Below are 24,781 nucleotides of genomic sequence, written 5' to 3'. Positions count from 1 at the left end.
TAACCTTGCTAGATTGTCATTTATCAATATGTATAACAACGTTAAGTTTCAAGGATAGATTATGATGCAGTTATATCGAGCGTTACCCATTTTGTTGAGCGTTGGCCTATTTGGCTGCGGTAACTCAGCCACTCAAGAAAGCGCTAGTACAGCTGGTACATCAGCAACAGAAAATAAAGACAGCTTTGTGAGCAAACTACCTGACACTGCACCAGTTGTTAAGGTTGCAACAACTGGTACAACGCCTCCTTTTTCGTTCCAAGATGATTATGGCAACATGCAGGGCATTGATATTGACTCTATTCGGGCTATTGGCGAAGAGCAGGGGTTCAAGGTCGAATTCTATAAAGAAACGTGGCAAAACTTGTTTGACAGTGTTGAGTCGGGTAGTCGAGATTTGGGCATTGCAGGTATTTCTTACAAAGACGACCGAGCCGTAAAATACGGCTTATCAGTACCTTACTTCTTTAATCCAGCAGCAATCATGTATATTAAAGATGGTTTGAATGTTAACAGTTTAGAAGATTTGCAAGGTAAGAATGTAGGGATTGTGGAAGGCACAAAGCAAGAAGATCAGCTTAAAGCAATGGGTAGTTACGGTAGTTTAACGAGCAGAACCACTCCTTTTTTGATGTATGAGGATCTCGTACAAGGCAAGGTAGATGCTATATTGCATGACTTGCCTATTTTGCAATATACGGCAAAAAACCATCCAGAATATGACGTCAAAGTTGTTCCTTATGAAAGTCAGGATAATCCAGCCGCTCAGCAAGTAATCTTGATGGCGAAAGGCAATAGTAAGCTTATCGATCAAGTAAATGAAGGTATTGTCAAGCTAAAAGCGAATGGGACCTTTAAAGAGATCGAAGGACGATGGTTGGGTGAAAATGTCTCTACCGCTAAGAGTGCTTCTGATACTACTACTAAGCAATCGAGTTAAGGAATTCTAAAGATGGCAACCACACCTAATATTGACAATAAGCGCTATCAAGGTCTGATTATTTCAATTGCACTATTCCTATCTTTGATTGGTGCTTTGCTAGCGTTTACGTTTTATACATCCAGTTTATTAGAAAGAAACACGGCTCTGATTGACCAGACCAACAAAGTGGCGAATAACGCGCAAGCCGTTATTAAAGACCTTTTCGACTTAGATGCCAGTTACGGTGAAGATACCAACTCTCCTCATATACAACGTGTGTTAGAGCGTTTGGAGAAAAACACGGCGTCAATTACCAGCTCTATCGCTGCTATTGAACAAGGTGGAACGATTACTGATACCGAAGGCAGAAGTTATACTCTACCGAAGATAGATAGTGATGCCCAAGCAAACATTACTGCCGCCAATGAGCAGTGGAAAGCGTTAGAACCTAAAATTCAGACATATCTAAAAGATGCTGATAATATTATGGTTCCCTCTACTGACGCGTTGACACAAGCGGTTGAGCAGGCAAAAACGTCAAGTTTGCTGATGAACGATTCTTTAGATAATCTTACAGATGACGTGTTCAATAGTGCAGAGAGTGAAGCATCTACGATTCGTCTTATTCAGGCAATTGGGGTTTTTGCTATTTTTGCCTACTTCTTGATCTTCGTATTCTTCTTTGTACGTCGTTTACGTGAAACGGATGCTGAAGCACTTGCCGCTCGTCGTGAAACTCAAGAAATTATGGAAACGGTTAATACGGGTCTATTCTTGCTTGATAAAGACTTGCGCATTGGTCAACAGCATTCTCGAGCACTGAACGATATTATCGGTGCTGATAGATTGGCGGGAGAAAACTTTACCAATGTACTGCGTGGTCGTATCTCAGATAAAGATCTAAAGACCACACAGCAGTTTATTGAGCAGCTTTACAATCCACGAGTCAAAGAAAAATTGGTGGATTCTCTCAATCCTTTGCACAAAGTCATGCTCCACAATACCTCTGGTAATAAAGGGCTCAATGATCGCTTCTTGGACTTTAAATTCTCACGTGTTTACGATGACAAAAACATTGCGCGTATTTTGGTCAACGTGAATGACGTATCAGATGCCGTCTATCTAGAACAGCGTCTAGAAAAAGAACGTACAGAAAACGACATGCAAATTGAGATGTTAACCACCATCTTGAATGTAAACCCGAAAATTATTAACGAGTTTATTGCAAACACGCAAACGCATATCGAGAAGATGAACAATATCTTGAAAAACCCTGGTAGCTCGCAATACGAATTAGAAGGCAAGTTAAAAGCTATCTACCGTGAAATGCATAGCTTAAAAGGTGAGGCTTCTGCGTTAAAACTGCACAGCTTTACTAAGATTGCTTCAGATGCAGAAGACAAGTTGCACGCGTTGCAGAATCAAGGTCAACTATCGGGCAATGACTTCTTACCGTTAGCCGTGCATTTGGATGACTTGCTCAGCCTGTCAAATACCATTGCTACTTTGGGTGAACGTATCAACCGCTCAGCACCGCCAAGTGTAAAACCTGCAACAGCGCCAATCAGCGATAGCTTTGCAAAAACCAGTATCACTGAGAATCATAAATCCAACCATACTATCAGTAACATAAACGCTGATCATGGTCAGAGTATTGATTTGGATGATGAGAAAGATGATCAATTGTCTTTTTATAAAGAGTTTGCAAAAGATATCGCAGCACGACAAGGCAAGCAAGTACAACTGAAAAGCGATACTCTAACGCAAGCGGACATACCAGACCATCTGGTGAAGCCAATCAAAGAGATCAGCATTCAGTTACTACGTAATGCGGTAGTTCATGGTATCGAAGCACCAAGCGTTCGTCATTCCACGGGTAAAGATGCCGTAGGAACCATTGATGTAGAAGTAAAAGACAACGGTTCAGACGTTTTGTTAATGGTACAAGATGATGGTCAGGGCATTGATTATGACGGTATCCGTACAAAATTGAGCAAAGAAGGTCGTTTCAGTACGGAAGAGGCAAATCAGCTCAGCCAAAATGACCTATTGAAGCAACTATTTTCTTCAGGTTTTTCTACCAAAGAGCATGCAGATGAAGATGGTGGCCGCGGCGTCGGTCTCGACATCATCAAAGCAAAAGTTAAAGAGTATAACGGCAAGCTTAATGTAAATAGTGAACTGGGTCAGATGACACGGTTTGTCATTACTTTACCTAAAGCTTAATTAAAAATAGCAGGGATATTGTCAAGGACGACAAGCACTTTATTAAAGGTAATAGATAAGTTATGCATAAATTAATGATTGTTGATGATTCGAACATTATCAGAAACCGTATTCAGCGCGCGTACGATTCAGGAAATTTTATGTTGGTTGCTACGGCCACCAGCGGTGTTCAAGCCATTGAAAAATTTAATATACATCGTCCTGATGTGATCACTATGGACTTGACCATGCCGCAAATGGATGGTCTTGAATGTATTGAAAAAATCATCTCGATTGATCCTGACGTCCGTATCTTAGTGGTATCAGCGTTGTCTGATAAATCTACAGGTATTGAGGCGTTGTCGTTGGGTGCAAGCGGCTTTTTATGTAAGCCATTTTCAGAGGAGGAGCTTGTGGAGGCTTTATATGAGCTGATGCAAGACTAATACTATTCAACGACTTAAGTAGATGTGATTATGAAAGAACAAAAACTACAGATTTTTTTAAGCATTATTAGTAATTATTTTAATCAATTTGGGGGAGAAGAGCTTGTCGCTGATACCCCATATTTGTTAGAAAATAAACAGCCTAAAGTTCATGATTATACTGGCGTGATTGGTATATCTGGTGGACAAAAAGGCGTGGTATATTTTTCGGCAACCCATCAGTTGTTGTCTTCTATATTAGACAATATGGGTGAAACCGATAAAAGTGATGAGAACTACATAGATTTGGCTGGTGAAGTCGCCAATACGATCGCAGGTAATGCACGCAAAGAATTCGGTTCAGAGTTTCATATTTCTGTGCCATTCGTGTTCAAGGGCTCTCCGCAAAGTATCGTACTGCCGAATGATGAGCGCTCTTTTATCATTCCCATCACTTGGCATGCTAAAGTTGGCGAGATCGTAGTTTGTTTGCAGGACTAACTGTCCTGCCGCGTAATAAAGATGGATATGAATATATTATGGTTAAAATAGAAAAGCTGGGCGTGTTTTTAAGCTCAATTAACGCATTTTTTGTACAGATTGATGGCTCAGAAGTAGACATTGATACGCCGTATCTAAGCCATAATAGGAGCGCTATAGGTTATGATTATAGCGGTGTTATTAAGATATCAGGGCCTCTTGAGGGCTGTGTGTATGTGAGTGCGCCTAGCGTCATGTTACGAGAGGTAATAAAAGTGATGGAAGAGCCGGACTCTTCTATCACGATGATGAAAGATTTGTTGGGTGAAATGGCCAATACTATTTCTGGTAATGCTCGTACTGAATTTGGGTCAGAGTTTATTATTTCACCGCCGCACATCGTTGAAGGTGCTCCTAGCGTGTCTTATCTACCAAAAGACCGTCAAAGCTATATTACCCCATTCACTTGGCGTAATTACAAGGCGATGATTGGGATCTGTATTGCCTAATCTAAACTCAGCTTTCTAGTCTCTAAAATTCAATGATTGCCTGACTAAATTGATTAAGTGTGAGCTATCTAAGCACAAATTGCCCACTAAAAAACGCGACACACTTTGTGTCGCTTTTTGTCATTTAATTCCTTTATATCTTATGTTTAACTGGATAAGGCCACAACGATAAACTGCTGGAGATTTGAATAGATTATATGATAAAATACGGCACAGCTATTTTCATCACTCATTTTATCGTTTGGATTTAAGTTTTTTCTTAGATCAGACAATAGCTTTTTTTAAACCAACCAATGACACACACATCATGGCAAAAAATTGCTGGGTGTTTGGCGACTTGATTAATTTGCAACAGGGTAGTGTGGTCTCAACGAGCACTCACTATTAGCAGATGCGTGTCGCTAGATAGGCAGTTTTTGTGATGTGGAGGCATAACCCAATCAATAGGACATTTTAACATGGCTACAAAGAATCCAACCAAAATCGAAATGCGCGACCTACTACAAGCTGGCGCTCACTTTGGTCACCAAACACGTTTTTGGAATCCAAAAATGGGTCCATATATTTTTGGTGCCCGTAACAAGATTCACATCATCAACCTAGAGCACACTGTAAAAGCATTTAACGAAGCATTGACTTACGTAAATGGCTTAGCTGCTAAGAAAAACAAAGTATTGTTCGTTGGTACTAAGCGCGCTGCAAGTGGTATCGTTCGTGAGCAAGCGACTCGTGCTGGCATGCCATACGTTGACCATCGCTGGTTAGGTGGTATGTTGACTAACTGGAAAACACTACGCCAGTCAATCAACCGTCTAAAAGAACTTGAAAAGCAATCAGAAGACGGTACTTTTGCTAAGCTGACTAAGCGTGAAGCATTAGAGCGTACTCGTGACATGGAAAAACTTGAGCGTTCATTGGGCGGTATCAAAGACATGGGCGGCCTACCTGACGCTATCTTCGTTGTAGACGTAGATCACGAAGCGATCGCTATCAAAGAAGCTAAGAACTTGGGTATCCCAGTTATCGGTATCGTTGATACAAACTCGAGCCCAGACAATGTTGATTACATCATTCCAGCTAACGACGATGCAATCCGTGCTGTATCTCTATATGTAACTTCTATGGCTGATGCAATCATTGCTGGTAAAGAATATGCACAAACTCAAGCTGGCGGTAAAGCTGAGCAAGAGCCTGCTACTGAAGAAGCATCAGTTGACACTGAAGAAGCTGCAACTCCAGCAGAATAAATAGCTGACCCAAAGGGTTTAACTTTGTCAGGATAGTTTGATGATTTATTTTTCACTATTCATAACAGGTTATTAACAGCGTATAAGTAAGCTTATAATAGGCATGATGTAGTTCTACTCGTCATGCCTTCTTATTGATAGACAGCAAATATATTAAGTATAAGTTAAGCACTCCCATACATAACAATACTGAGGTAACTCTTATGTCAGAAGTAAAAGTATCTGCCAAAATGGTAAAAGAATTGCGTGACCGTACTGGTCTTGGCATGATGGAATGTAAAAAAGCGTTAGAAGAGTCAAATGGTGATGTTGAAGTAGCCATTGATAACCTACGTAAATCTGGTCAAGCAAAAGCAGCTAAAAAAGCGGGTAACATCGCAGCTGATGGCGCTATCATCATCGCACAAGGCGATAACAAAGCATTCTTGTTAGAAGTTAACTGCCAAACTGACTTCGTTGCAAAAGATGATAGCTTTACTGCATTCGCAGAAAAAGTGGCCAATCTTGCATTGGAAAACAACGTCACTGATGTTGCTGCTATCTCTGAATTGCCTTATGGCGATGGTCAAACGGTTGAAGAAGCACGTGTATCATTGGTACAAAAAATCGGTGAGAACATTCAGATTCGCCGTGTTGAAACCCTAGAGGGTAATAACATTGCTTCATACCGTCACGGTCTACGTATCGGTGTGGTCGTTTCTTATGAAGGTGGCGACGCTGACACTGGTAAGAACCTTGCGATGCATATCGCTGCGTTCAATCCTGTTGCGGTTGCTGACGAAGACGTTGCAGCTGACCTATTAGCACGCGAAAAAGACATCATCGAAGCAAAAGCAAGAGAGTCTGGTAAGCCTGACAACATCGTTGAAAAAATGATCGAAGGTGGTCTACGTAAATACCTAGAAGAAGTGACTCTTCTACGTCAGCCGTACGTCATGGACAACGAGAAAAAAGTTGGTGATGTCCTAAAAGCTGAAGGCGTAAAAGTACTTGGTTTCAAACGTCTAGAAGTTGGTGAAGGCATCGAGAAAAAGCAAGAAGACTTCGCTGCTGAAGTTGCTGCTACTCAGGCTGCTAACAAGTAAGTCTTAATTTTACTAAAAATGACCATGAATGTTGAATACCAGTTATTTGACATTCACGGTTTGACTTTATCTTTCAGGTTATATCTACAAGATAAAGTTGCTAAGTAAAATAAATAAAAAGCCCGTTAATTCATTAACGGGCTTTTTTGTGTTCGGATTTTGAGTTTTGTGTTCGGATTTTGAGTTTTGTGTTCGGATTTTGAGTTTTGTGTTCGGATTTTGAGTTTTGTGTTCAGGAGTTGAAGCTGAGTTTAACGTAGTGCAGCATAAGCTGAATTGGTATAACTGGCACTATTGATATTACTACTGGTTCCGTAGCTAACATTTTGTAAGCCGTCACTCATTGTTCTATTGGTTGTCTGATTGTTGGCACTCATGCCGCCACCAGAAAGCCCAGCATCATTTTTGTACAAGCTATGGTAGCGACTCATCACTCGTTGGACATAATTACGAGTCTCTTTAAAAGGAGGGATACCACCGTATTTATCGACGTTGCCTTCACCAGCATTATAGCCAGCCACAGCGTGTTCGACATTATTATTGAAGCGGCGCATGAGCCATGCGATGTACTTAGCAGAGCCTTCTATATTGTCAGCTGGGTTCCAAGGATTGCTCACATTAAAACGACGAGCGGTGGCAGGCATCAATTGCATAAGTCCTTGCGCCCCGACAGGCGAACGTGCATTCGGATTAAATGCCGACTCTGTGTGCATCATGGCTTTCATGAGTGCGGGATCCACACCATTTCGTTCAGCAGACGCACGGATATAACTGTCATACGCGTTACGGCTACTGCTATTACTGGCAGCACTGCTACCATAATTATTGCTGCTATTACTGCCGTCATACATCTTAGAGTCTTTGTAGTAAGTGACTTTTACTTTTTTCGTAAATTTATCAAAATTACCACTTGGATTGACGTTAGTAAGGAGAACTTGCCCACCTTTGTCTTTATAAATATACATATTGCCTGCTTGGGCAGCAATAGAAAAACCAAATAGAAGAAGAGTGGTGAGTAGGGCAGGAGGTAAGCAGCGATTAACTAAGGTTGCAATATTTATCATAGGGTCATCACTTTTTATAGAGTAATAGCAAATCTCTTTGCTTATAGGCGTGTTTTTTTGCGCATTTAAGCGGTCATTATGTTTGTAGGATTTTGCAGCTATAAGGCATATAGCCACCTAACAAAAATCACGTCTAACTAAAAACCACTTGCGATAGATACAAAAAATAATAGTGGCTTACTATAACATATAATAACTTTTCAACACATTTGATTGTCAAAATAAGCACGAAATATTAATATTATCTGCTAAATAACTATAAACAAATCAACATGATATTGAGATTAGATATGTCAATAAACGAATAAACTTAAAAAATAGAAATATGTGAATCTAACATATCCATTTACTTAACCACTGAGCGTCCCAATGAAAATAGGAACCCAAACCGCAGTAACCAAGCCATTTACCGCCAGTCCAAAAGCAGCATAACGCCCAGCGGTATGGCTGATTTGCCACGCTTCTACCGTACCAAACGCATGGGCTGCCAATCCAAGCGCCAACCCTTTGGCTCGATCATCGTCGATACCACGAAATAAGAAACGCGCTAAAGTACCACCAAGTAGCCCTGAGACAATAATGATCAAGTTTGCCATTGGCAATGGCGCTCGAATCAAATCTGCCACACTCAAACCAATAGGCGTGGTCACTGAACGAGTAGCAAAGGCCAATATGGTGTCGTGACTTAATGACATAAGGTATGCCAATGACATCGGTAATAAAGCACCAATAGCACTTGCAAGGACAACGATCAGCGTAAGCTTTTTGATCGGTAATCCTTTAAAGTTCATCGCTGCTAAGGGGACTGCTAGTAGTACGGTGACGTATCCTAATAGGTGATCAAATACAGGCTTGGCAGCACTATAATAATGATTATAATCCCATTGCAATAAAAACAAGAATACAAGCACCAAGACAAGGGCGGTAATGACCATCGGCAACCATGACAGCTTGCGTGCCAATACTCGAGCAATCACATGAGCCGCTAAGGTCAGTAATATGGCGGCAAGCGTAGTTAGCAACACGTTATCAGTAATCATGACATCTCCCCGCAGCTCACAGCTGTCCCTTCTGCTGATCGATGGTGGTGCTATCACTATCGTTTTTATGATTTAACCAACGATTGGCAAGTATGGCCAGTCCCCAAAGTGGAATCAACGTACTGATAATCATCGTGAGTATCACGCCCCATAGCTCATCTCCTAAGGCAAACAGCAACAGTCCTGCTCCAGCAGAAACTGGCAAGAAAGCAAAGCCACTATCGACAAGCAAGGTATTACTGGCATGCGTCAACCAGCTAGGTAGGCCTTTGAGCAATCGCCATGTGATTAAAATGATAAACATCGCGATCAAGCCAACAATATTGGCCGCTTTTTCGATACCTGCCCACTGACAAATAATCACTGCCGACTCACGAACGAATATGACTATTGCCAGTGTGATTATGACAGCTAGCCATAAAGGTAAACTGGATGAGGGAGTAGACTTCATAAAGATTCTGGCCAAGTCAAATATAGATAGTGCAGGTATTCGATTCAAAAGAAACGCTCTTGCTCTAAAAAATGCATTTAATAAATTAAGCTTTATTAAGCCACCTACGAACGATTATATAGAGAGCAGATAGACTAATAAAGTCTATAAAAAAGCAGCGTCCTCTATTATCTTAAAAAGATATGAAAACTAAAAGCGACATATCAGATAAAAAACGGCAAAACAAAAAAGACGATATCAAATGATATCGTCTAGGTGTGACTGCGACAGCTATTTCAAATAATAGGCATTGCTTAGTATATCATTACTTAAATCTGAGAATCAGTAATAGGTGCTGCTTTTGTGCCAGTGTCGTCTGAGTTGGCAGTAGTGGTATTTAGCGAATTAAATTCATCAAAGGCCTGTTCTTCTGCTTCCGTTAACGTCTGCTCTTCTTCATCATCAGATTTTTCGAACTCTTCAAGGACTGGCATCAGCAAGGTTGCTTGCGCTAGTGGCAATACCTCTAAAGGATCTAAGTCGGCTTGCCCAAGCAGCTGTCGTAAGCGCTCGCTTGGCAAACGAATGGTCAAGCACTCATGACCATTATCATCGTAGCTCTCCTCCAAGATAACGCCCAGCTCATACAAAGTGTTTTTGAAGTGACCCGCACTATAAGGTAAGGTCAAATCGAAGGTAGTCAACTTACCGGTCAGCAGCTGCTGAACGGCAAGTGTTAGACCTTCCATACCGAGATTTTCTCTAGAAGACACATAAACGCGGTTGGGTTTACCTTCACTCGCATAACCAATATGCGCAGGTTCATCGGTCAAATCAATTTTGTTATAAACATTGAGTACTGGTACATCGTTATCAATTTCAGCCAATACGTCTTTTACTGCTTGAATTTGTTCATGCATGTCTTCACTAGACGAATCAATCACGTGTAGCAGCAAGTCCGCCTCTAACGTCTCTTCTAGCGTGGCATGAAATGATTCGACCAACTCATGTGGCAGGTGACGAACAAAACCAACAGTGTCTACCAAAACGACCCGTCCAACACCCTGCCAATCTAAACGGCGTAATGTCGGATCCAACGTGGCAAATAGCTTGTCGGCTGCATAAATGTTTTCATCAACCAAACGATTGAATAGAGTCGATTTGCCCGCATTGGTATAACCCACGAGCGAAATGGTCGGTACATCAGATTTTTGGCGGCGCGCCCGGCCTTGGGCACGTGTTTGACGTACCTTTTCTAACTTGCTTTTTAACTGATTGACGCGAGTCTGTAGTAAGCGGCGATCCGTCTCAAGCTGAGTCTCACCCGGTCCACGTAAGCCAATACCACCTTTTTGACGCTCCAAATGGGTCCAACCACGTACCAAACGTGTCGATAAATGATTGAGCTGAGCAAGTTCTACCTGTAGCTTACCTTCGTAAGTACGGGCACGCTGAGCAAAGATATCTAAAATTAAACCGGTACGGTCAAGCACGCGGCATTTGACCAGCGCTTCAATATTACGCTCTTGAGAAGGCGATAAGCTATGATTGAAAAGGACGATATCAGCATCATGCTCGCGAACCAATTCTGCTATCTCTTCTGCTTTACCGCTACCCACAAAGTATTTGGCATCAGGTCTTTGACGTGAGCCTGTAACCAGCGCCAAACGATCTGCGCCTGCCGAATCTGCCAATAACTCAAACTCACTCAAGTCATCAGGATCTTGAATCTGACGAATGTCTAAATGTACGATGATGGCGCGTTCGCCACCTTCATGTCTTTCAAAATAATCCAAAGAGTATCACCTATTCAATAAAGTAAATAAATCGCCACAATACTAGTGCCTGATAATACAGCATTCAAAAGAATGAGATTTTTCATTCTATTAAGCCTGTAATCAATGCATCAAAATAGTAACGCAGCGTTCAGATAGCTGTTTATATGTGGTCTTATTGATTGACATTAAAGCGTATTGAGACAATTAGTGATGATTTTATGTTACAGAGTTGATAAGTGAATGCTTTGTCATTGGAGAGGTTGATTATCTTATTGGCGTTTTTATCAACAATAAGCGTTGGAAGAAAGAGGTGGCCTTTTTTATTCACAGAAGCAATATTCACAAAAGCAGTTTATAATTCAGTGCACAAATCATCACTGATTGAGCGAATTTTGTTATACTCATGGCGCTCGTTTTAGATATATAATCACAAGTTTTTTAACCACGAGGGGCACAGATGAGTCAATCTAAGTCAGGCTTTTCACTCAAACAGCAATTGGGTCGCGGCAAACAAATCGCTGGTATGACCACGACGATCGCTGGTGGACTACGCGCCGCCCAACGCATTGGGGCTTTTAAACAGCCACCACGCGAAACGCTACCACGCTACATCCAAACCTTTTGTCGCAAAATGGCCGGCTCTTTTGGGGTAGAGGTTGTTGCCGTTGAGCCCGTACAACAGCTTCATGGCTTATGGGTATCTAATCATGTGTCATGGATGGATATACCAGTAGTGGGTACGCTTAGCCCAGCTTTCTTTTTATCCAAAGCTGAGATCGGTGACTGGCCTATATTTGGGAAGTTGGCGCATGCGGCGGGCACAGTGTTTATTGAGCGCGGTTCCGGAGATGCAGGCTCGGTTGCCACGCAAATTGCCAGCTTTCTAACCGAAGGGTTTTCGGTCATTTTCTTTCCAGAAGCAACCACGACCGATGGTAAAAAGGTCAAACGTATTCATGGTACTTTGCTACAAGCCGCCATCGATGCTGATGTGCCTGTGCGTCCGCTTGTGATTGCGTATGTCAATAAAGACGGCACGTTGAGTGATGCGTTACCTTATTATGGCAAGCTGACCATGAAGCAGAGTCTGAAAAAGGTGCTGGATAGTAAAGACGTCACCGCTTATGTGTTACCACTTGAGCCAATAGATCCCAAAGGTCTAAATAAAAGCCAATTGACCAATTTGCTGCAAGCACGTATGCAAGAAGGATTGTCGGAGTTGCATTCTCGGGTGCTAACAACAGAGTCGAACGTGTAGAGTCTTTTTTTATTCAAAAATAAACACAAAAAAGGCGCAACTCGCAGTGATAATACTCGCGGTTTGCGCCTTTTTCTTGTGACTTTATACGTGATCTAGTGCGGCTGGAATGAGTTTTTTGTAGCCTCTTTTTAGCGGCAAGCAAAGAAAGTTGATACCAGTCGCACATGACTATGCACGCATTGATTTCATTATGAACCAATCATAAGTGGATTAAAACCAACTTACAGAAGCCTGAAGACAATGTTCTAAGGAGACGGGTTAGGATGCTGAGCATGTACAGCTTCAATCGCATCTAACACGTCTGGCGTCAAGGTGACATTGACGCTGTCGATGTTGGATTTGAGCTGTTCCGTCGTCGTCGCACCAATGATATTGCTGGTCACAAAGTGGCGTGAATTAACGAAGGCCAATGCCATTTGCGCCATATTCAAACCAGCATCTGCCGCAATCTTAGCATACTGCTCAGTGGCTGCTACGGCTTGTTCGTTGGTATAACGGGCAAAGCGATCGTACATGGTAAGACGTGCACCAGCGGGACGTTTACCGCCAAGGTATTTACCAGATAAAACGCCAAACCCAAGCGGGGAATAAGCAAGCAGCCCAACGTTTTCGCGGTGGGCTATTTCAGCCATGCCAACTTCGTATAAACGGTTCAGCAAGCTGTAAGGGTTTTGAACGGTAAGTGGGGCGATAAGGCCGTTTTTGTCTGCTTCCCAAAGATAGCGCATCAGACCCCAAGCAGTGTCATTTGACAATCCATAAGCACGAATACGACCTTTTTTAATTTCATCATTTAACGCCTGTATGGTTTCTAAAAAAGGCGTTAAGTCGTCTAGCGATTGGGCCGCCATTTCTTCAGTATAACCACGTTGACTAAAAAAGTTGGCTTGGCGTTCAGGCCAATGCAGCTGATAAATATCAATATAGTCAGTTTGCAAACGTTCCAAATTGCCATCAATAGCGCTACTGATGTGTTCGGCATTAAAGCGCGTTTGCCCATCACGCAAAAAGTCCATCGGTGATATTTTGCTGGCAAGAACGACTTTGTCACGCTGTTTGGTTTTATTAAACCATGTACCCATGAAACGCTCGGTATCACCCTGCTTGTCCTTGTCCGGTGGTGAGGGATACATCTCAGCCGTATCCCAAAAATTCACGCCTTCACTAAGTGCCATATCCATTTGTGTATGGGCGTCAGACTCTGTGTTTTGTTGACCCCATGTCATGGTGCCAAGACAAATTTTAGAAACTTTTTCATCGATTTGGGGCAATGTTGTATATTGCATACAAGTATCCTTTTAGCATTCGTTTTTATAGTTTATTAGGTGTTTGGATGGTTACATTAACTTTATACCTGTAACACCAGGGGGCGTCACTTTAAAGACTTTTACTTTAAACAGCACGTCTTGTCCAGCGAGAGGATGATTAAAATCGACTTCGATTTCGTCGTCATCGATGGCGCTAATCGTACCAGGCAAGGTGTTTTTGCCTTTGTCTTCAAACTCTACCATCATACCGATTTCAGGATTGTCAGCGACCAGCGCAAATTGAGGACGGCTAAAATGCTGGATATTATCAGGATTCCATTCGCCAAATGCTTGCTCTGGCTCAAGATGGGCCGTTCGTGTGTCACCAGCACGTAGATTCATCAAAACCTGTTCAAAGCCTGGTAGTAAGCTCTCATCACCAATCGTTAAGCTGACAGGAGTGTCGCGGCTAAAGGTTGAGTCAATCACCGTACCATTTTCTAGCGAGACCTCAAAATGCAGCTTCACAAGACTACCGTAAGTGATACGTGTGTCTTCATTGGGATTAATAAATTGCGAATCGGTCATAGTTATCATTTCTTTTGTGAATTATGTTAAATAGGTTAGAACTAGAAACTGTTTTTTATAGCAGATAAATAGTCTAGCATAGTCAGTATGTTACATGCCGCTATATCATGGAGAGAGTATGAAACATATATATTAGCCACTTAATTACTGAAATAAAACCTCACTGATTACTGATGAAAGTAAATTTAAGTTGACTTATGTTTCTATTTTGTATATAAATGTTTTTTATTCGTTAACGCAGCGAACTTTATTGTATAAGGTTCAATTTAAACAACTTTGAGATGACCATGAAAAAAGCTATTTTAGTAATCGGTGTATTTGCATTATTAGCACAAGGTTGTGCGACTCCTCATGTCGTACAGACTAAAAAAGTAAGCGATGTTAACTTGTCATGTACACAAATTCTTAGTGAAATTGAAGAAGCTGAACAATTTGAAAAAGATGCGCGTGCTGAGCGTAAAATTACGGGCAAGAATGTAGCCGCGGCAGTATTATTTTGGCCAGCATTGATTGGTACTTACTCTAATACAGAAGAAGCTATTGACGCTGCAAAAGAACGCCGTGCTAATTTGACCAATCTATATGAACAAAAAAAGTGTCGTTAATGTCTTTGTTTTAATGATAAGTATTTAAAATACTTTCATGCCCGATCTAAACAAGCTGAGGGTTTACTCTTAGCTTTTTTTATGAGTTGATTAACAAGCTATACTATCCATAGTAACGACTAATAATAAAAAAGCAGGTAGATATGGCAAATAAGCAGCAAGGTCACATCAAAAAGTGGCAAGATGATAAAGGTTTTGGGTTTATTGATACTGAGCACGGTGAGTCCGTTTTTTTTCATATCAATGAGTTTAAAGCGCGCCGTCGTCCTGAGGTGGGTGAACAGGTCGTGTTTACTGTTGGACGAGATAATCAAGGTCGCCTGCAGGCAAAAGACGTGCAAGAGTTGCAATTTGTACAGCAAAAAATGGCACAAAAAAACCAGCAAATACGTCAGCGTAATGCCAAACGTAGCGCGCAAGCAGATTTTGAAGCGGGACAAAAAAAGCGCTTGTTACTCAGCGCTGGATTCTATGCGGTCTTAATCTTATTGGTGGCCACTCATAAAATAAGCTGGCTGGTGGTGGCTTGGTACGCAGCGTTGGGCGTTATTACCTATGTAATGTATGCCAAAGACAAGGCAGCGGCTCAAAATGGTGACTGGCGCACACCTGAGTCTACACTGCATTTAATGAGTGCGCTTGGCGGCTGGGTTGGAGCAATGGTGGCGCAGACTTACTTACGTCATAAGTCACAAAAACCGGAGTTTCGATTGACCTATTATTTGACCGTTGTTATCAATATGTCAGGATTTTTGTTTGTATTGTCGGATGGCGGCTTAGAGTTTTTAAAAGGCCTATTGTAGACATTACCGATTATATAATACGTTCGATATGACATCGTTACATTGATGACGACGTGCTACTGGTATAAATTTTCCTTACTTGCTGTACCTACGCAGACAAAGGCTACATAAAATTTATATCAGTCGCCCTGCACTTATTTTTTAGTGGTTCAATTCTAAAAATCTACTTATTGCTTCTGCTCTAATACTTGTTTATAAACGGCAGCATCTTTGTCCGAAAAGCAGCAAAATATTACCTCACGAATTGAGAACGTATGCGCTTGTTTAAGATTGCTTAATACAAATGCCCTCACAGTATCAATTGCTATCTCAGTCGCTTGTTTTAATGGATAACCATAGACGCCTGTACTAATCGACGGAAAAGCAATACTGGCAAACCCTTGCTCAGTCGCTAATGCTAAAGATTTTTGATAACAGCTGGCAAGCAAAGCTGCTTCGTTATTATTGCCACCATACCAGATAGGGCCGACCGTATGAATCACATACTGACAAGGCAAGTTAAACGCTGGACTTATTTTGGCATCGCCAGTCTCACAGCCATTCAACGTGCGACAATACTCGATCAGCTCAGGGCCCGCAGCGCGATGAATGGCGCCGTCCACGCCGCCGCCGCCCAGCAAACTTGAATTGGCCGCATTGACGATGGCATCGACATCTAGGGTGGTAATATCTGCTTTTAATACGGTTAAAGTAACGATAGGCTCAAGGTGCTCATGATTAGCATCATCAAGCGTATTAATTTGCTTCTGGAAAATAGGGGTGGGGTGATTATGTGTCATATAAAACGTCCTTTTTCTGATGTCTTCCAGTTTTTTCCTATATATTCTAATTTAGTCGCTGTCATTTGCTTGTATATCGTATGAGTATAATAAGTTGTGTTTTTTAAAGACTGTTATTTGAATAATAAAATCCATTGTCTTGCATCATCAAAATGAACCGCTAAAAAAAGGTGGGTTACGAATACGTAACCCACCTTTTGTATATATAAACGTTATTTGCTTATAACTGCGGCATTTCACGCTTTTTTTCCAAAAACAGCATATCAATGACGATCAATGCCACGCCAATGCTAATACCCATATCGGCGATGTTAAAGATTGGATAATGCCAAACGTCCGCATTATGTACATGGATAAAATCAATCACATGACCATGTAGCAAACGATCAATCAAGTTACCAACCGCACCGCCAAGTACCATCGCCAATCCGACAGAGAGCAGCGTGGCTTTTCGAGGCGCTTTGATGAGATAAACTATCAAAAAAAACGCCATGACAAGCGCTAAGCCTGAAAAAAACCACTTTTGCCAACCGCCAGCATCTGCCAGAAAGCTAAAGGCTGCGCCATAATTGTAAGCGAGCGTCCAGTTGAGAAAAGGCTCAATGACAGGTACTGGCTCATGAAAGGTCAGGTTGGTTTCAGCCAGCCACTTCGTCCATTGGTCGATAATTACGACCACCAGTGCCAACAAATACCACATAAACGCGCGACTGCCATTAGCAATCATTTTTGGCGTTTTGGTCAAGCGGCTTCTTGGCGTGGTTGAGCTGCCCGTTGTTGCATGGGCAGGTTTGGGCGAATTATCGACATCGACAGGCGGTAGGTTGTTCTCTGATGAATTAGGCATAGTGGCGCACCTCACCATCACCACTGACATTGGTCACACAGCGACTGCAAATCTCAGGATGTGCGCTATCTGTACCGATGTCATCACGGATATGCCAACAGCGCACACATTTAGTACCAGTCGCCGCGCTAACATTCACCACCAAGTCTACCAATGCTTCTGTTTCGCTGTCCGTTTGCTCATTTGCCTGTTTGGCAGAATCAGTAGGCGCATCACTCATTGGCTTTAGAGTGGCTTTACTGGTAATAAGGACAAAACGAAGCTCTTCACCCAGCTTGGCTAAGCTTTCTTGCATCGCACCATCAGCATACAAACTGACATCGGCAGACAAGTTGGCATTAATGATTTTTTCGCCACGTGCCGTTTCGATGTTTTTATTGACCATGTCTTTGGCCAGCATGATTCGTTGCCAATCATCAGCACTGATATCGCTAAGCGCGAACTCAGGGAAGGTGTACCACTCTTCAGTGAACACGTAGCTGTCAGCGCCATGCAATACTTCCCATGCTTCTTGCGCGGTGAACGACAAGATTGGTGTGATCCAGCGGATTAAGGCATGGGCGATGTGATAAATAGCCGTTTGCGCAGAGCGGCGCGGCTGACCATCTCTCTGCGTGGTGTACTGACGGTCTTTGATGATATCTAAATAGAAGCTGCCCAAATCCTGCGAACAAAACGCTGTCACATGCTGAGTGACTTGGTGGAAGTCCATCGCATCATAAGCGCTCATGATCTGTGCTTGCACGGTTTGCGCGCGCTCAAGGATAAACTTATCCAAGCTCACAAGCTCATTGACATCAACACTGTTGGTCGCTGGATCAAAGTCATCGGTATTGGCAAGTAAGAAGCGTAGCGTATTACGAATGCGGCGATACTGGTCGGTTGCACCTTTGAATGAGGCTTTACTCGCCGCCATCTCATAGCGATAGTCAACAGAGGCTACCCACAGTCGTAATAAGTCAGCACCGAGAGTATTAAAGACATCTTGCGGCTCAAAGCCTTTTGTATTACCGAGAGACTTAGATAGTTTGCGACCATTGGCATCAATAGTAAAACCATGAGTCAATACTTGCTTAAACGGTGGACGACCGTACATGGCTTCTGACGTCAATAAAGAGGTCTGGAACCAACCACGGTGCTGATCTGAGCCTTCTAAATACAAGTCAGCAGGATTGGTGAGCTCTTCACGCTGCTCAAGCACAGCAAAGTGCGTCGTACCTGAATCAAACCATACATCTAGCGTATCAGTGGCTTTATCATAATCAGCCGCCTCACTGCCCAAGAAGTCTTCACAGCTAGCATCAAACCAAGCTTCAACACCGCCTTCATTAATTTTTTGTGCAGCAGTTTCCATCAGCTCAAGCGTGTTTGGATGTAGCTCGCCTGTTTCTTTATGGGTAAAGAAAGTGATGGGCACGCCCCACGTGCGCTGGCGTGAGATACACCAGTCAGGGCGACCATTCATCATCGCTTCAATGCGGTTTTGACCCCACGCTGGCGTCCAGTTAACTTTTGGGATATCAGCAAGCGCGCGCTCACGTAAACCTTTGGCTTCCATACTGATAAACCACTGCGGCGTGGCGCGGAAGATAATCGGCGACTTATGACGCCAGCAATGCGGATAGCTGTGTTCAATCTTGGTATGGCTGATCAAATGACCATTCTCATGTAAGGCGGCGATGATTTTTGGGTTGGCTTTATAGATATGCTCGCCCGCAAATACCGCCGCGCTGTCTAAATAAACGCCCGTACCACTCACTGGATTTTCCACGGGTAAGTTGTATTTTAGACCCACAATATAATCGTCGAGACCATGACCAGGTGCGGTATGTACCAGACCTGTACCACTATCCGTTGTCACATGCTCACCCAAGATAAGCGGCACTTGACGCTCTGTAATGAGTGGATGCTGGGCGCGCAGATCTTCAAGCTCACGGCCTGATACGGTCGTAAGGACACCTTTGTTTTCTAATTTAAGCTCAGTCAGTGCCGTTTCAACCAAATCAGTCGCTAATAACAAGTTGCCTTTTTCGGTAGCGACCACACTATAATCGTGCTCTGGATGTACTGAGATGGCTTGGTTGGCAGGCAAGGTCCAAGGCGTGGTTGTCCAAATAACCGCGGCAATATTGTCCAGCTCAGCCAAAGCTGGCACTTTATCGGTGTCAAGCACATCAAAGCTGACATAGATGGCGTCAGAGACCTTATCTTGGTATTCAACCTCGGCTTCTGCCAAGGCAGAACTACAGTCCAAGCACCAATTGACCGGCTTCATGCCACGAGTCACGTGACCGTTTTCATGGATTTTGGCAAGCGCACGTACGATGTTGGCTTCTTGATGGAAGTTCATCGTAAGATAAGGATTGTCCCAATCACCAAACACGCCCAAACGCTTAAAATCCGCTTTTTGCAATTCAATCTGCGTGCTGGCGTATTCACGGCAAAGACCGCGAAACTCAGTTGCTGAGACTTTTTGACCAACTTTGCCCACTTTGGCTTCGACTTTTTGTTCGATGGGTAGACCATGACAGTCCCAACCAGGGACATATGGCGCGTCAAAACCTGACAGCGTTTTTGACTTTACGATAATGTCTTTGAGTACTTTATTGACCGCGTGACCTAGGTGAATTTGACCGTTGGCGTATGGAGGGCCATCGTGCAAAACATACTTGGGCGCACCCGCGCGTGCCTGACGAATTTTGCCGTACACGTCATCCGCTTCCCAAGCAGCCAACCAATCAGGCTCGCGCTTGGCAAGGTTTGCACGCATCGCAAATGGTGTATCGGCAAGGTTCAAGGTGTCTTTATAATCGTGGCTTGGTGTATCAGTACTTTTATCAGTCATAAAGGTGTCTTTTTAAAAGGTAGAAGTGGGTGAAAAGATGGGTTCAATATTGAAATAAGTTCAAATGCTCAATCGTGGTGCTCTTATTTATGGTGCTAAAGTGCTTTAAAAGCAATAGTGCGCTAAAAGCGATGGTATGTTAAAAACAACGTAAGGCTGTCTACATTTATGTCTTACAGCATCGAATCCTGTTTGCAAGTCGGATACTGCCTACAAGTCAGATGTTAAAATAATTTATATCAATAGCATATCATTATCCACGTCATGATTTCAGTATACGCTGACAACAAGCGGTGGCTGGTGACAGATGTTATCGCCCTTAAGATACAGTCAGGTCAATAATAAATGCTCACAAGGCGAATGCAACCTAAAATACGTTTATCAGTCATAAAATACCGTTCTGATGTGTTTAAGATGATAAAAATCCCAACCTAAATAGCATTTACCGGACATAATTTTTTATCACTGATTTTATGCTTCTTACTTTCCGCACTTTGCAAAGCTGCTTCTAACCGCATAAGGGTTTGTTAAAGTAAATCAACCTCATAGAGATAAGTAAAAAAGATAACGGCAGCTATTATATGACAAAAAGGATAGGGTAAAAAGAGCTGGCCCGCAACACCATGACTTTATCCAAAACGAATGCAGTGATTTATCTTAAATACTGATTATCTTTTAAACTATCTGTAGCGCACGTTTCAAGTGTATTGGCTATTAAAGTATATTAAATATAGGATAAAGTGTTAGTCAAATTTTAGAAAATAGAGGACAACCATAACCGTAATTTCAACGACCAAAGTGGCTGTACACCAGTCAAACCTTGACTCATCTCACCTTCATTTAGGATGACATAAGAGGGTGTAACCTGTCCTTGCCAATCGGCAAAGATACGACCTTCTTTGTCATTCACAGTCGTAAAGTTATAGTTGTGTTCAGTAAGATAACGACGTAGCTCTTGATCAGACCCTGATTCGATAGCAACAGTGACAATAGGATAATTATTTTGGGCCGCCAATTTGTCTATTGTGGGAGAAGTAACCCGGCAAACAGGACACCATGTACCCCAAAAATATACTAGAGTAGGTTTCTCGTCACTAAGCGCTGCCAAATCAACCATTTGCCCTTGGTAATCTGTCAGTTGTAATTGTGGGTTGGCAGGCATGACCGGCTGACGCCACCAATTAATGGCAGTATATACCACAGCAAATATCAGACCGTATAGCAGGACGGTTTTTAATACAGACCACGCTTTCTGTTTTGGTGTCTTTTTGAGCGTGTTCTTTTTTTTGCCGATATCAGTCGTCATAGTGGCTGCTTTTTTCACTCTTAGGTTTTTGAGTAGATAAAAATAAACGGCTGAATGATCAGCCGTATTATCAAGTGAGAGGGTTCTCTTATCTTAACCGATTAAGGTTTTTGTGCACGGTCTTGTAACGGATCGCCTAATAAGACGCTACCTGAGTTTTCACGACGTTCTTCATCACTTAACTTGCTCGCTGATATTTTTGACTTTCGTTTCCATTTTAGGCTAAACAAGTCATCACGGCGGTCGATTAGATTGTGTACTGAACCTTCGTTACGGACGTGAGTGAGTTTGTCTAAATTCACATCTGAGAAGAAGATCATCTCAGTGTTCGCCGTGGTTTCTGCCATAATCGCATCATGAGGGAATGCAAAGTCTGATGGTGAAAATATAGAAGACTGAGCGTATTGAATGTCTAAGCTCTCAACTTGCGGTAAGTTACCGACTGAGCCGCAAATCATGACATAGCATTCGTTCTCAATCGCTCGTGCTTGAGCACAGTGGCGCACACGCAAGTAGCCGTTTTTAGTGTCTGTCCAAAAAGGCACGAATAAAATGTCCATATCGTCAAGCGCGAGTAAGCGAGCAAGCTCTGGAAACTCAACATCATAACAGACCAAGATACCAATGCGACCAGCATCCGTATCGAATACTTTAACCTCATCGCCACCCTCAATCACCCAAGCGCTACGCTCATGAGGGGTAATATGAATTTTGCGCTGCTCTTCCACCGTACCATCGCGGCGACACAGATAGCTGACGTTATACAGCGTGTCGTCTTCATCGAGTAATGGCATCGAGCCTACGATAACGTTGACGTTATAACTGACCGCCAAGTGAGAGACTTCGTTTTTGAACCATTCGGTATAACCGGCCAAAAAGCGAATCGCGACATTTTGATCCGTTGACTCACATAGACCCATCAATGGCGCATTAAAGAACTCTGGCAAGCACGCAAAGTCTGAGTTGTAATCTGCCATCACATCAACGAAAAACTCAACCTGCTGCAGCAGCTCTTCAGGAGACTCAACCTCACGCATCTGCCATTGGATACCGCCGATACGTACTTCAGACTTACGCGTGTTTGGTTTATAGTCTTTTGGCTCGTAATAAATATTTGCCCATTCAAGTAAGGTGGCAAAACCTTTGGACTGCGCATCATCTGGCAGATAAGCGGTCAAAATACGCTTGACGATAAAGCCGTTCGATAACTGAAAAGAGAGCGCAGGGTCATGAATTTCACGTGACGCAACAGCATCAATATATTCGCCAGGCGTCAGATCCTGGTGATTGTGATAATTGGGAATACGTCCACCAGCCAAAATAGCACGGAAGTTTAGCTGACGGCACAGCTCTTTACGGGCATCATACAGCCTGCGACCTAAGCGATAACCACGATATTCAGGATCAATCAACGCGTCCAAGCCGTAAATAGCATCGCCTTCTGGGTTGTCTCTGATAATCTCTTTTTGACCAATCAAATCATCATAGGTATGCGGGTTTGAAAACTTAGCATAATCAACGCGCATGGATAAGACAATGCCGATCAATTGATCGTGGTCAAATAACGCAATCTGACCTTCAGGGAAGGCATCAATTAAGGTGTGAATGGTGGTTTTTGACCAAGCCCCACCCAAGTTGACATAAACGCGATCCATCAGCGCTTTTAATTGCGGATAGTCTTTTTTCTTAATTTCAGCAATCGTAAGATGAAAGTCATCTAACTTTTCTATTTTACTCATAATTTTCCTGTTTTTGCATTTTACGGGTTATAACAATATTGAAAAAGGAGTCATTTAAGGGGGTATAAGATTCAAAATAACAAGTCTTTGTGTAACAGATGCAATAAATATATTTCATTGACAGAGTATTATCGTTACAATGATTTATTGCTGCATTTACAATACGTTATAATGATATTCTATCTCATTTAGTGCATAAATTTTATTGTAATTGTCGCTGGTTTAACAGATATTTTAGTCAAACTGATTAAAAGGTGACTATCTTTACCGACCAGAGTTGATAGATATTTAATGTCTATGGCGAGTTGGCTAAATACTCTTTCAATCTGACCTGATAACTCTGTTGAATAGCATTTCTTAGTACCTTTACCCCAAATACGTTTCGTTCTGCTCGCTATCATAACAAGCTACCTCATCAATAAAAGTCTAACGTGGTAACTATTTGCTACGTTTTTGTGAGTCAGTATCCTATGTTCCTTTTGGGCATCGTTTTACTTTGTTTGGTTTGTTTCATTTCGCCGTTATAAGATGGTTTTTTAGGATGGTTTATTATGCCCACGAATTACAAAAATAGAAGCAACATGGGTGATGAAGTACAAGACTCAACGCTGATTCAATTGGTTTATGTCAGCAGTTTGACCCTAGGCTCACGTTTGAACACGTCTATATTTGAAGAGGTAGAACGTCATGCGCGTGATTATAATCAGCAGCACGGTATTACTGGTATCTTATGTTATGGCAATGGTCAATTTTTGCAATGTATTGAAGGGGAGAAAGCTCACGTATTTGCATTAAAACAACGTATTTTTGCCGATAATCGTCATAAAAATGTTGAGACGTTACTATTACAAACTATAGATCACCGCAGCTTTACTGACTGGCGTATGCGTTTGCTGTTCTTAGAGCGTTGGTTGTGGTCACCTGCGACAAAGAAACAAGCCGCGCAGTTGTCACCCTATTTACCATTTTTCCCGCATGATTGGTCACCTGAGCGTACAGAGCGTTTCTTACAAATTATCAAAACCTTTGACAATCCACCTCATATTCAGGCGGCAGGTATTACCTATAATGCGCTGGGTAATATGTTTCGTCATATTGCAGCACCGCATCAAGCTTTTTTGATTGTGCAAGGGTTTTTAAGTTTGTTACTCGTGGCAGGGTTGGTACTACTGTATTTGTAAAATAATAAGGTGTTCTCCTTTTTATTCATAAATTGATACTTTATATAATGCACAAAAAAGACGCTAGCCTGTCGGTATAGCGTCTTTTTTTATCTCAATCTAATCCTACTGCCAATTACATATCAAAAATCTTCCCACGATTCATAATATTGTTTGGGTCAAAGACTTTTTTGATATCACGCAAGTAGCTCATCTCAGCCTCACTGCGGCTATAGTGCAGATACGGCTTTTTGGTCATACCCACCCCATGCTCAGCCGACACCGAACCGCCATATTTTTGTACCGTCTCAAACACATGCTTATTGACGATCTGGCACTCGGCAAAGAAATCATCTTTACTCATGTTCTCAGGCTTCAAGATATTCAGATGCAAATTACCATCGCCAATATGACCG

23 protein-coding genes are annotated in these 24,781 nt (G+C 42.3%); 11 read left to right on the top strand and 12 right to left on the bottom strand.

What is annotated here, in order from left to right; genetic code table 11:
• Positions 1-61 precede the first annotated feature (61 nt).
• From FW759_RS06125 to tsf, 7 genes are all read left to right on the top strand, one after another.
• On the top strand, positions 62-940 hold the full coding sequence (locus FW759_RS06125; protein WP_446442454.1) for a transporter substrate-binding domain-containing protein: 879 nt from the start codon (positions 62-64) through the stop codon (positions 938-940).
• 12 nt (positions 941-952) lie between these two features.
• Complete coding sequence (locus tag FW759_RS06120; protein WP_446442453.1) at positions 953-3,148, top strand: ATP-binding protein; 2,196 nt, start codon at positions 953-955, stop codon at positions 3,146-3,148.
• A gap of 62 nt (positions 3,149-3,210) precedes the next feature.
• Entirely contained in the window at positions 3,211-3,573 is a 363-nt protein-coding gene (locus FW759_RS06115) for a response regulator (protein ID WP_062843829.1), read from the top strand.
• 30 nt (positions 3,574-3,603) lie between these two features.
• A complete protein-coding gene (locus tag FW759_RS06110; protein WP_446442452.1) occupies positions 3,604-4,053 on the top strand; it encodes a chemotaxis protein CheX in 450 nt (149 codons plus the stop codon).
• Positions 4,054-4,091: 38 nt separating this feature from the next.
• Positions 4,092-4,541, top strand: a complete 450-nt coding sequence (locus FW759_RS06105; RefSeq protein WP_062843831.1) for a chemotaxis protein CheX — start codon at positions 4,092-4,094, stop codon at positions 4,539-4,541.
• A 458-nt stretch (positions 4,542-4,999) separates the two neighbouring features.
• Positions 5,000-5,788, top strand: coding sequence for a 30S ribosomal protein S2 (rpsB, locus tag FW759_RS06100; RefSeq protein WP_062843832.1), 789 nt, complete (start codon positions 5,000-5,002; stop codon positions 5,786-5,788).
• Between the two features lie 203 nt (positions 5,789-5,991).
• Positions 5,992-6,873 carry a translation elongation factor Ts gene (gene tsf / locus FW759_RS06095; RefSeq protein ID WP_062843833.1) on the top strand — a complete coding sequence of 294 codons (882 nt, stop codon included), beginning with the start codon at positions 5,992-5,994 and terminating at the stop codon, positions 6,871-6,873.
• A 251-nt stretch (positions 6,874-7,124) separates the two neighbouring features.
• On the opposite strand, the gene FW759_RS06090 is transcribed toward tsf, so the two are convergent.
• The 4 genes from FW759_RS06090 to hflX form a co-directional block, all read right to left on the bottom strand.
• A complete protein-coding gene (locus FW759_RS06090) occupies positions 7,125-7,937 on the bottom strand; it encodes a lytic transglycosylase domain-containing protein (protein ID WP_446442451.1) in 813 nt (270 codons plus the stop codon).
• 350 nt (positions 7,938-8,287) lie between these two features.
• Entirely contained in the window at positions 8,288-8,977 is a 690-nt protein-coding gene (locus FW759_RS06085) for an LrgB family protein (protein WP_446442450.1), read from the bottom strand.
• A 16-nt stretch (positions 8,978-8,993) separates the two neighbouring features.
• A complete protein-coding gene (locus FW759_RS06080; protein ID WP_446442449.1) occupies positions 8,994-9,428 on the bottom strand; it encodes a CidA/LrgA family protein in 435 nt (144 codons plus the stop codon).
• A 308-nt stretch (positions 9,429-9,736) separates the two neighbouring features.
• Positions 9,737-11,203, bottom strand: a complete 1,467-nt coding sequence (hflX, locus tag FW759_RS06075) for a ribosome rescue GTPase HflX (RefSeq protein WP_095569075.1) — start codon at positions 11,201-11,203, stop codon at positions 9,737-9,739.
• 439 nt (positions 11,204-11,642) lie between these two features.
• Between hflX and FW759_RS06070 the strand changes: the two genes are divergently transcribed.
• The gene (locus FW759_RS06070) at positions 11,643-12,443 is read left to right on the top strand and encodes a lysophospholipid acyltransferase family protein (RefSeq protein WP_062843838.1); all 801 of its coding nucleotides are present in this window, start codon (positions 11,643-11,645) and stop codon (positions 12,441-12,443) included.
• A gap of 248 nt (positions 12,444-12,691) precedes the next feature.
• On the opposite strand, the gene FW759_RS06065 is transcribed toward FW759_RS06070, so the two are convergent.
• A complete protein-coding gene (locus FW759_RS06065) occupies positions 12,692-13,732 on the bottom strand; it encodes an aldo/keto reductase (protein ID WP_446442448.1) in 1,041 nt (346 codons plus the stop codon).
• Between the two features lie 51 nt (positions 13,733-13,783).
• Positions 13,784-14,281, bottom strand: a complete 498-nt coding sequence (locus FW759_RS06060) for an FKBP-type peptidyl-prolyl cis-trans isomerase (protein WP_062843840.1) — start codon at positions 14,279-14,281, stop codon at positions 13,784-13,786.
• Between the two features lie 287 nt (positions 14,282-14,568).
• Between FW759_RS06060 and FW759_RS06055 the strand changes: the two genes are divergently transcribed.
• Both FW759_RS06055 and FW759_RS06050 read left to right on the top strand, forming a co-directional pair.
• Positions 14,569-14,886 (top strand): hypothetical protein, encoded by a 318-nt coding sequence (locus tag FW759_RS06055; protein WP_095569530.1) that lies wholly within the window; start codon positions 14,569-14,571, stop codon positions 14,884-14,886.
• A gap of 143 nt (positions 14,887-15,029) precedes the next feature.
• Positions 15,030-15,689: a DUF1294 domain-containing protein gene (locus tag FW759_RS06050; RefSeq protein ID WP_446442447.1), complete on the top strand. Its 660-nt coding sequence runs from the start codon at positions 15,030-15,032 to the stop codon at positions 15,687-15,689.
• Between the two features lie 167 nt (positions 15,690-15,856).
• On the opposite strand, the gene FW759_RS06045 is transcribed toward FW759_RS06050, so the two are convergent.
• The 5 genes from FW759_RS06045 to FW759_RS06025 all read right to left on the bottom strand — a co-directional run bounded on the left by FW759_RS06045 (position 15,857) and on the right by FW759_RS06025 (position 23,205).
• The gene (locus tag FW759_RS06045; RefSeq protein ID WP_446442446.1) at positions 15,857-16,468 is read right to left on the bottom strand and encodes an O-acetyl-ADP-ribose deacetylase; all 612 of its coding nucleotides are present in this window, start codon (positions 16,466-16,468) and stop codon (positions 15,857-15,859) included.
• Between the two features lie 220 nt (positions 16,469-16,688).
• Positions 16,689-17,315 (bottom strand): signal peptidase II, encoded by a 627-nt coding sequence (lspA, locus tag FW759_RS06040; RefSeq protein WP_446442445.1) that lies wholly within the window; start codon positions 17,313-17,315, stop codon positions 16,689-16,691.
• Complete coding sequence (gene ileS / locus FW759_RS06035) at positions 17,308-20,160, bottom strand: isoleucine--tRNA ligase (protein WP_446442444.1); 2,853 nt, start codon at positions 20,158-20,160, stop codon at positions 17,308-17,310. Before ileS ends, lspA begins: the two co-directional genes overlap by 8 nt.
• A 754-nt stretch (positions 20,161-20,914) precedes the next feature.
• Entirely contained in the window at positions 20,915-21,466 is a 552-nt protein-coding gene (locus tag FW759_RS06030; protein WP_446442443.1) for a protein disulfide oxidoreductase, read from the bottom strand.
• 101 nt (positions 21,467-21,567) lie between these two features.
• Complete coding sequence (locus FW759_RS06025; protein ID WP_131393466.1) at positions 21,568-23,205, bottom strand: nitrilase-related carbon-nitrogen hydrolase; 1,638 nt, start codon at positions 23,203-23,205, stop codon at positions 21,568-21,570.
• Positions 23,206-23,756: 551 nt separating this feature from the next.
• Here FW759_RS06025 and FW759_RS06020 point away from each other — a divergent pair.
• The gene (locus tag FW759_RS06020; RefSeq protein ID WP_353670962.1) at positions 23,757-24,386 is read left to right on the top strand and encodes a BLUF domain-containing protein; all 630 of its coding nucleotides are present in this window, start codon (positions 23,757-23,759) and stop codon (positions 24,384-24,386) included.
• Between the two features lie 115 nt (positions 24,387-24,501).
• Here FW759_RS06020 and FW759_RS06015 read toward each other — a convergent pair.
• A partial coding sequence (locus FW759_RS06015; protein ID WP_446442442.1) for an FAD-linked oxidase C-terminal domain-containing protein occupies positions 24,502-24,781 on the bottom strand: 280 nt, incomplete at its 5' end.

It is taken from the genome of Psychrobacter sp. 1176_08, from assembly GCF_052850615.1.
Note: the sequence above shows the minus strand (reverse complement) of the source record. Positions and strands in the feature narration are given on the sequence as shown.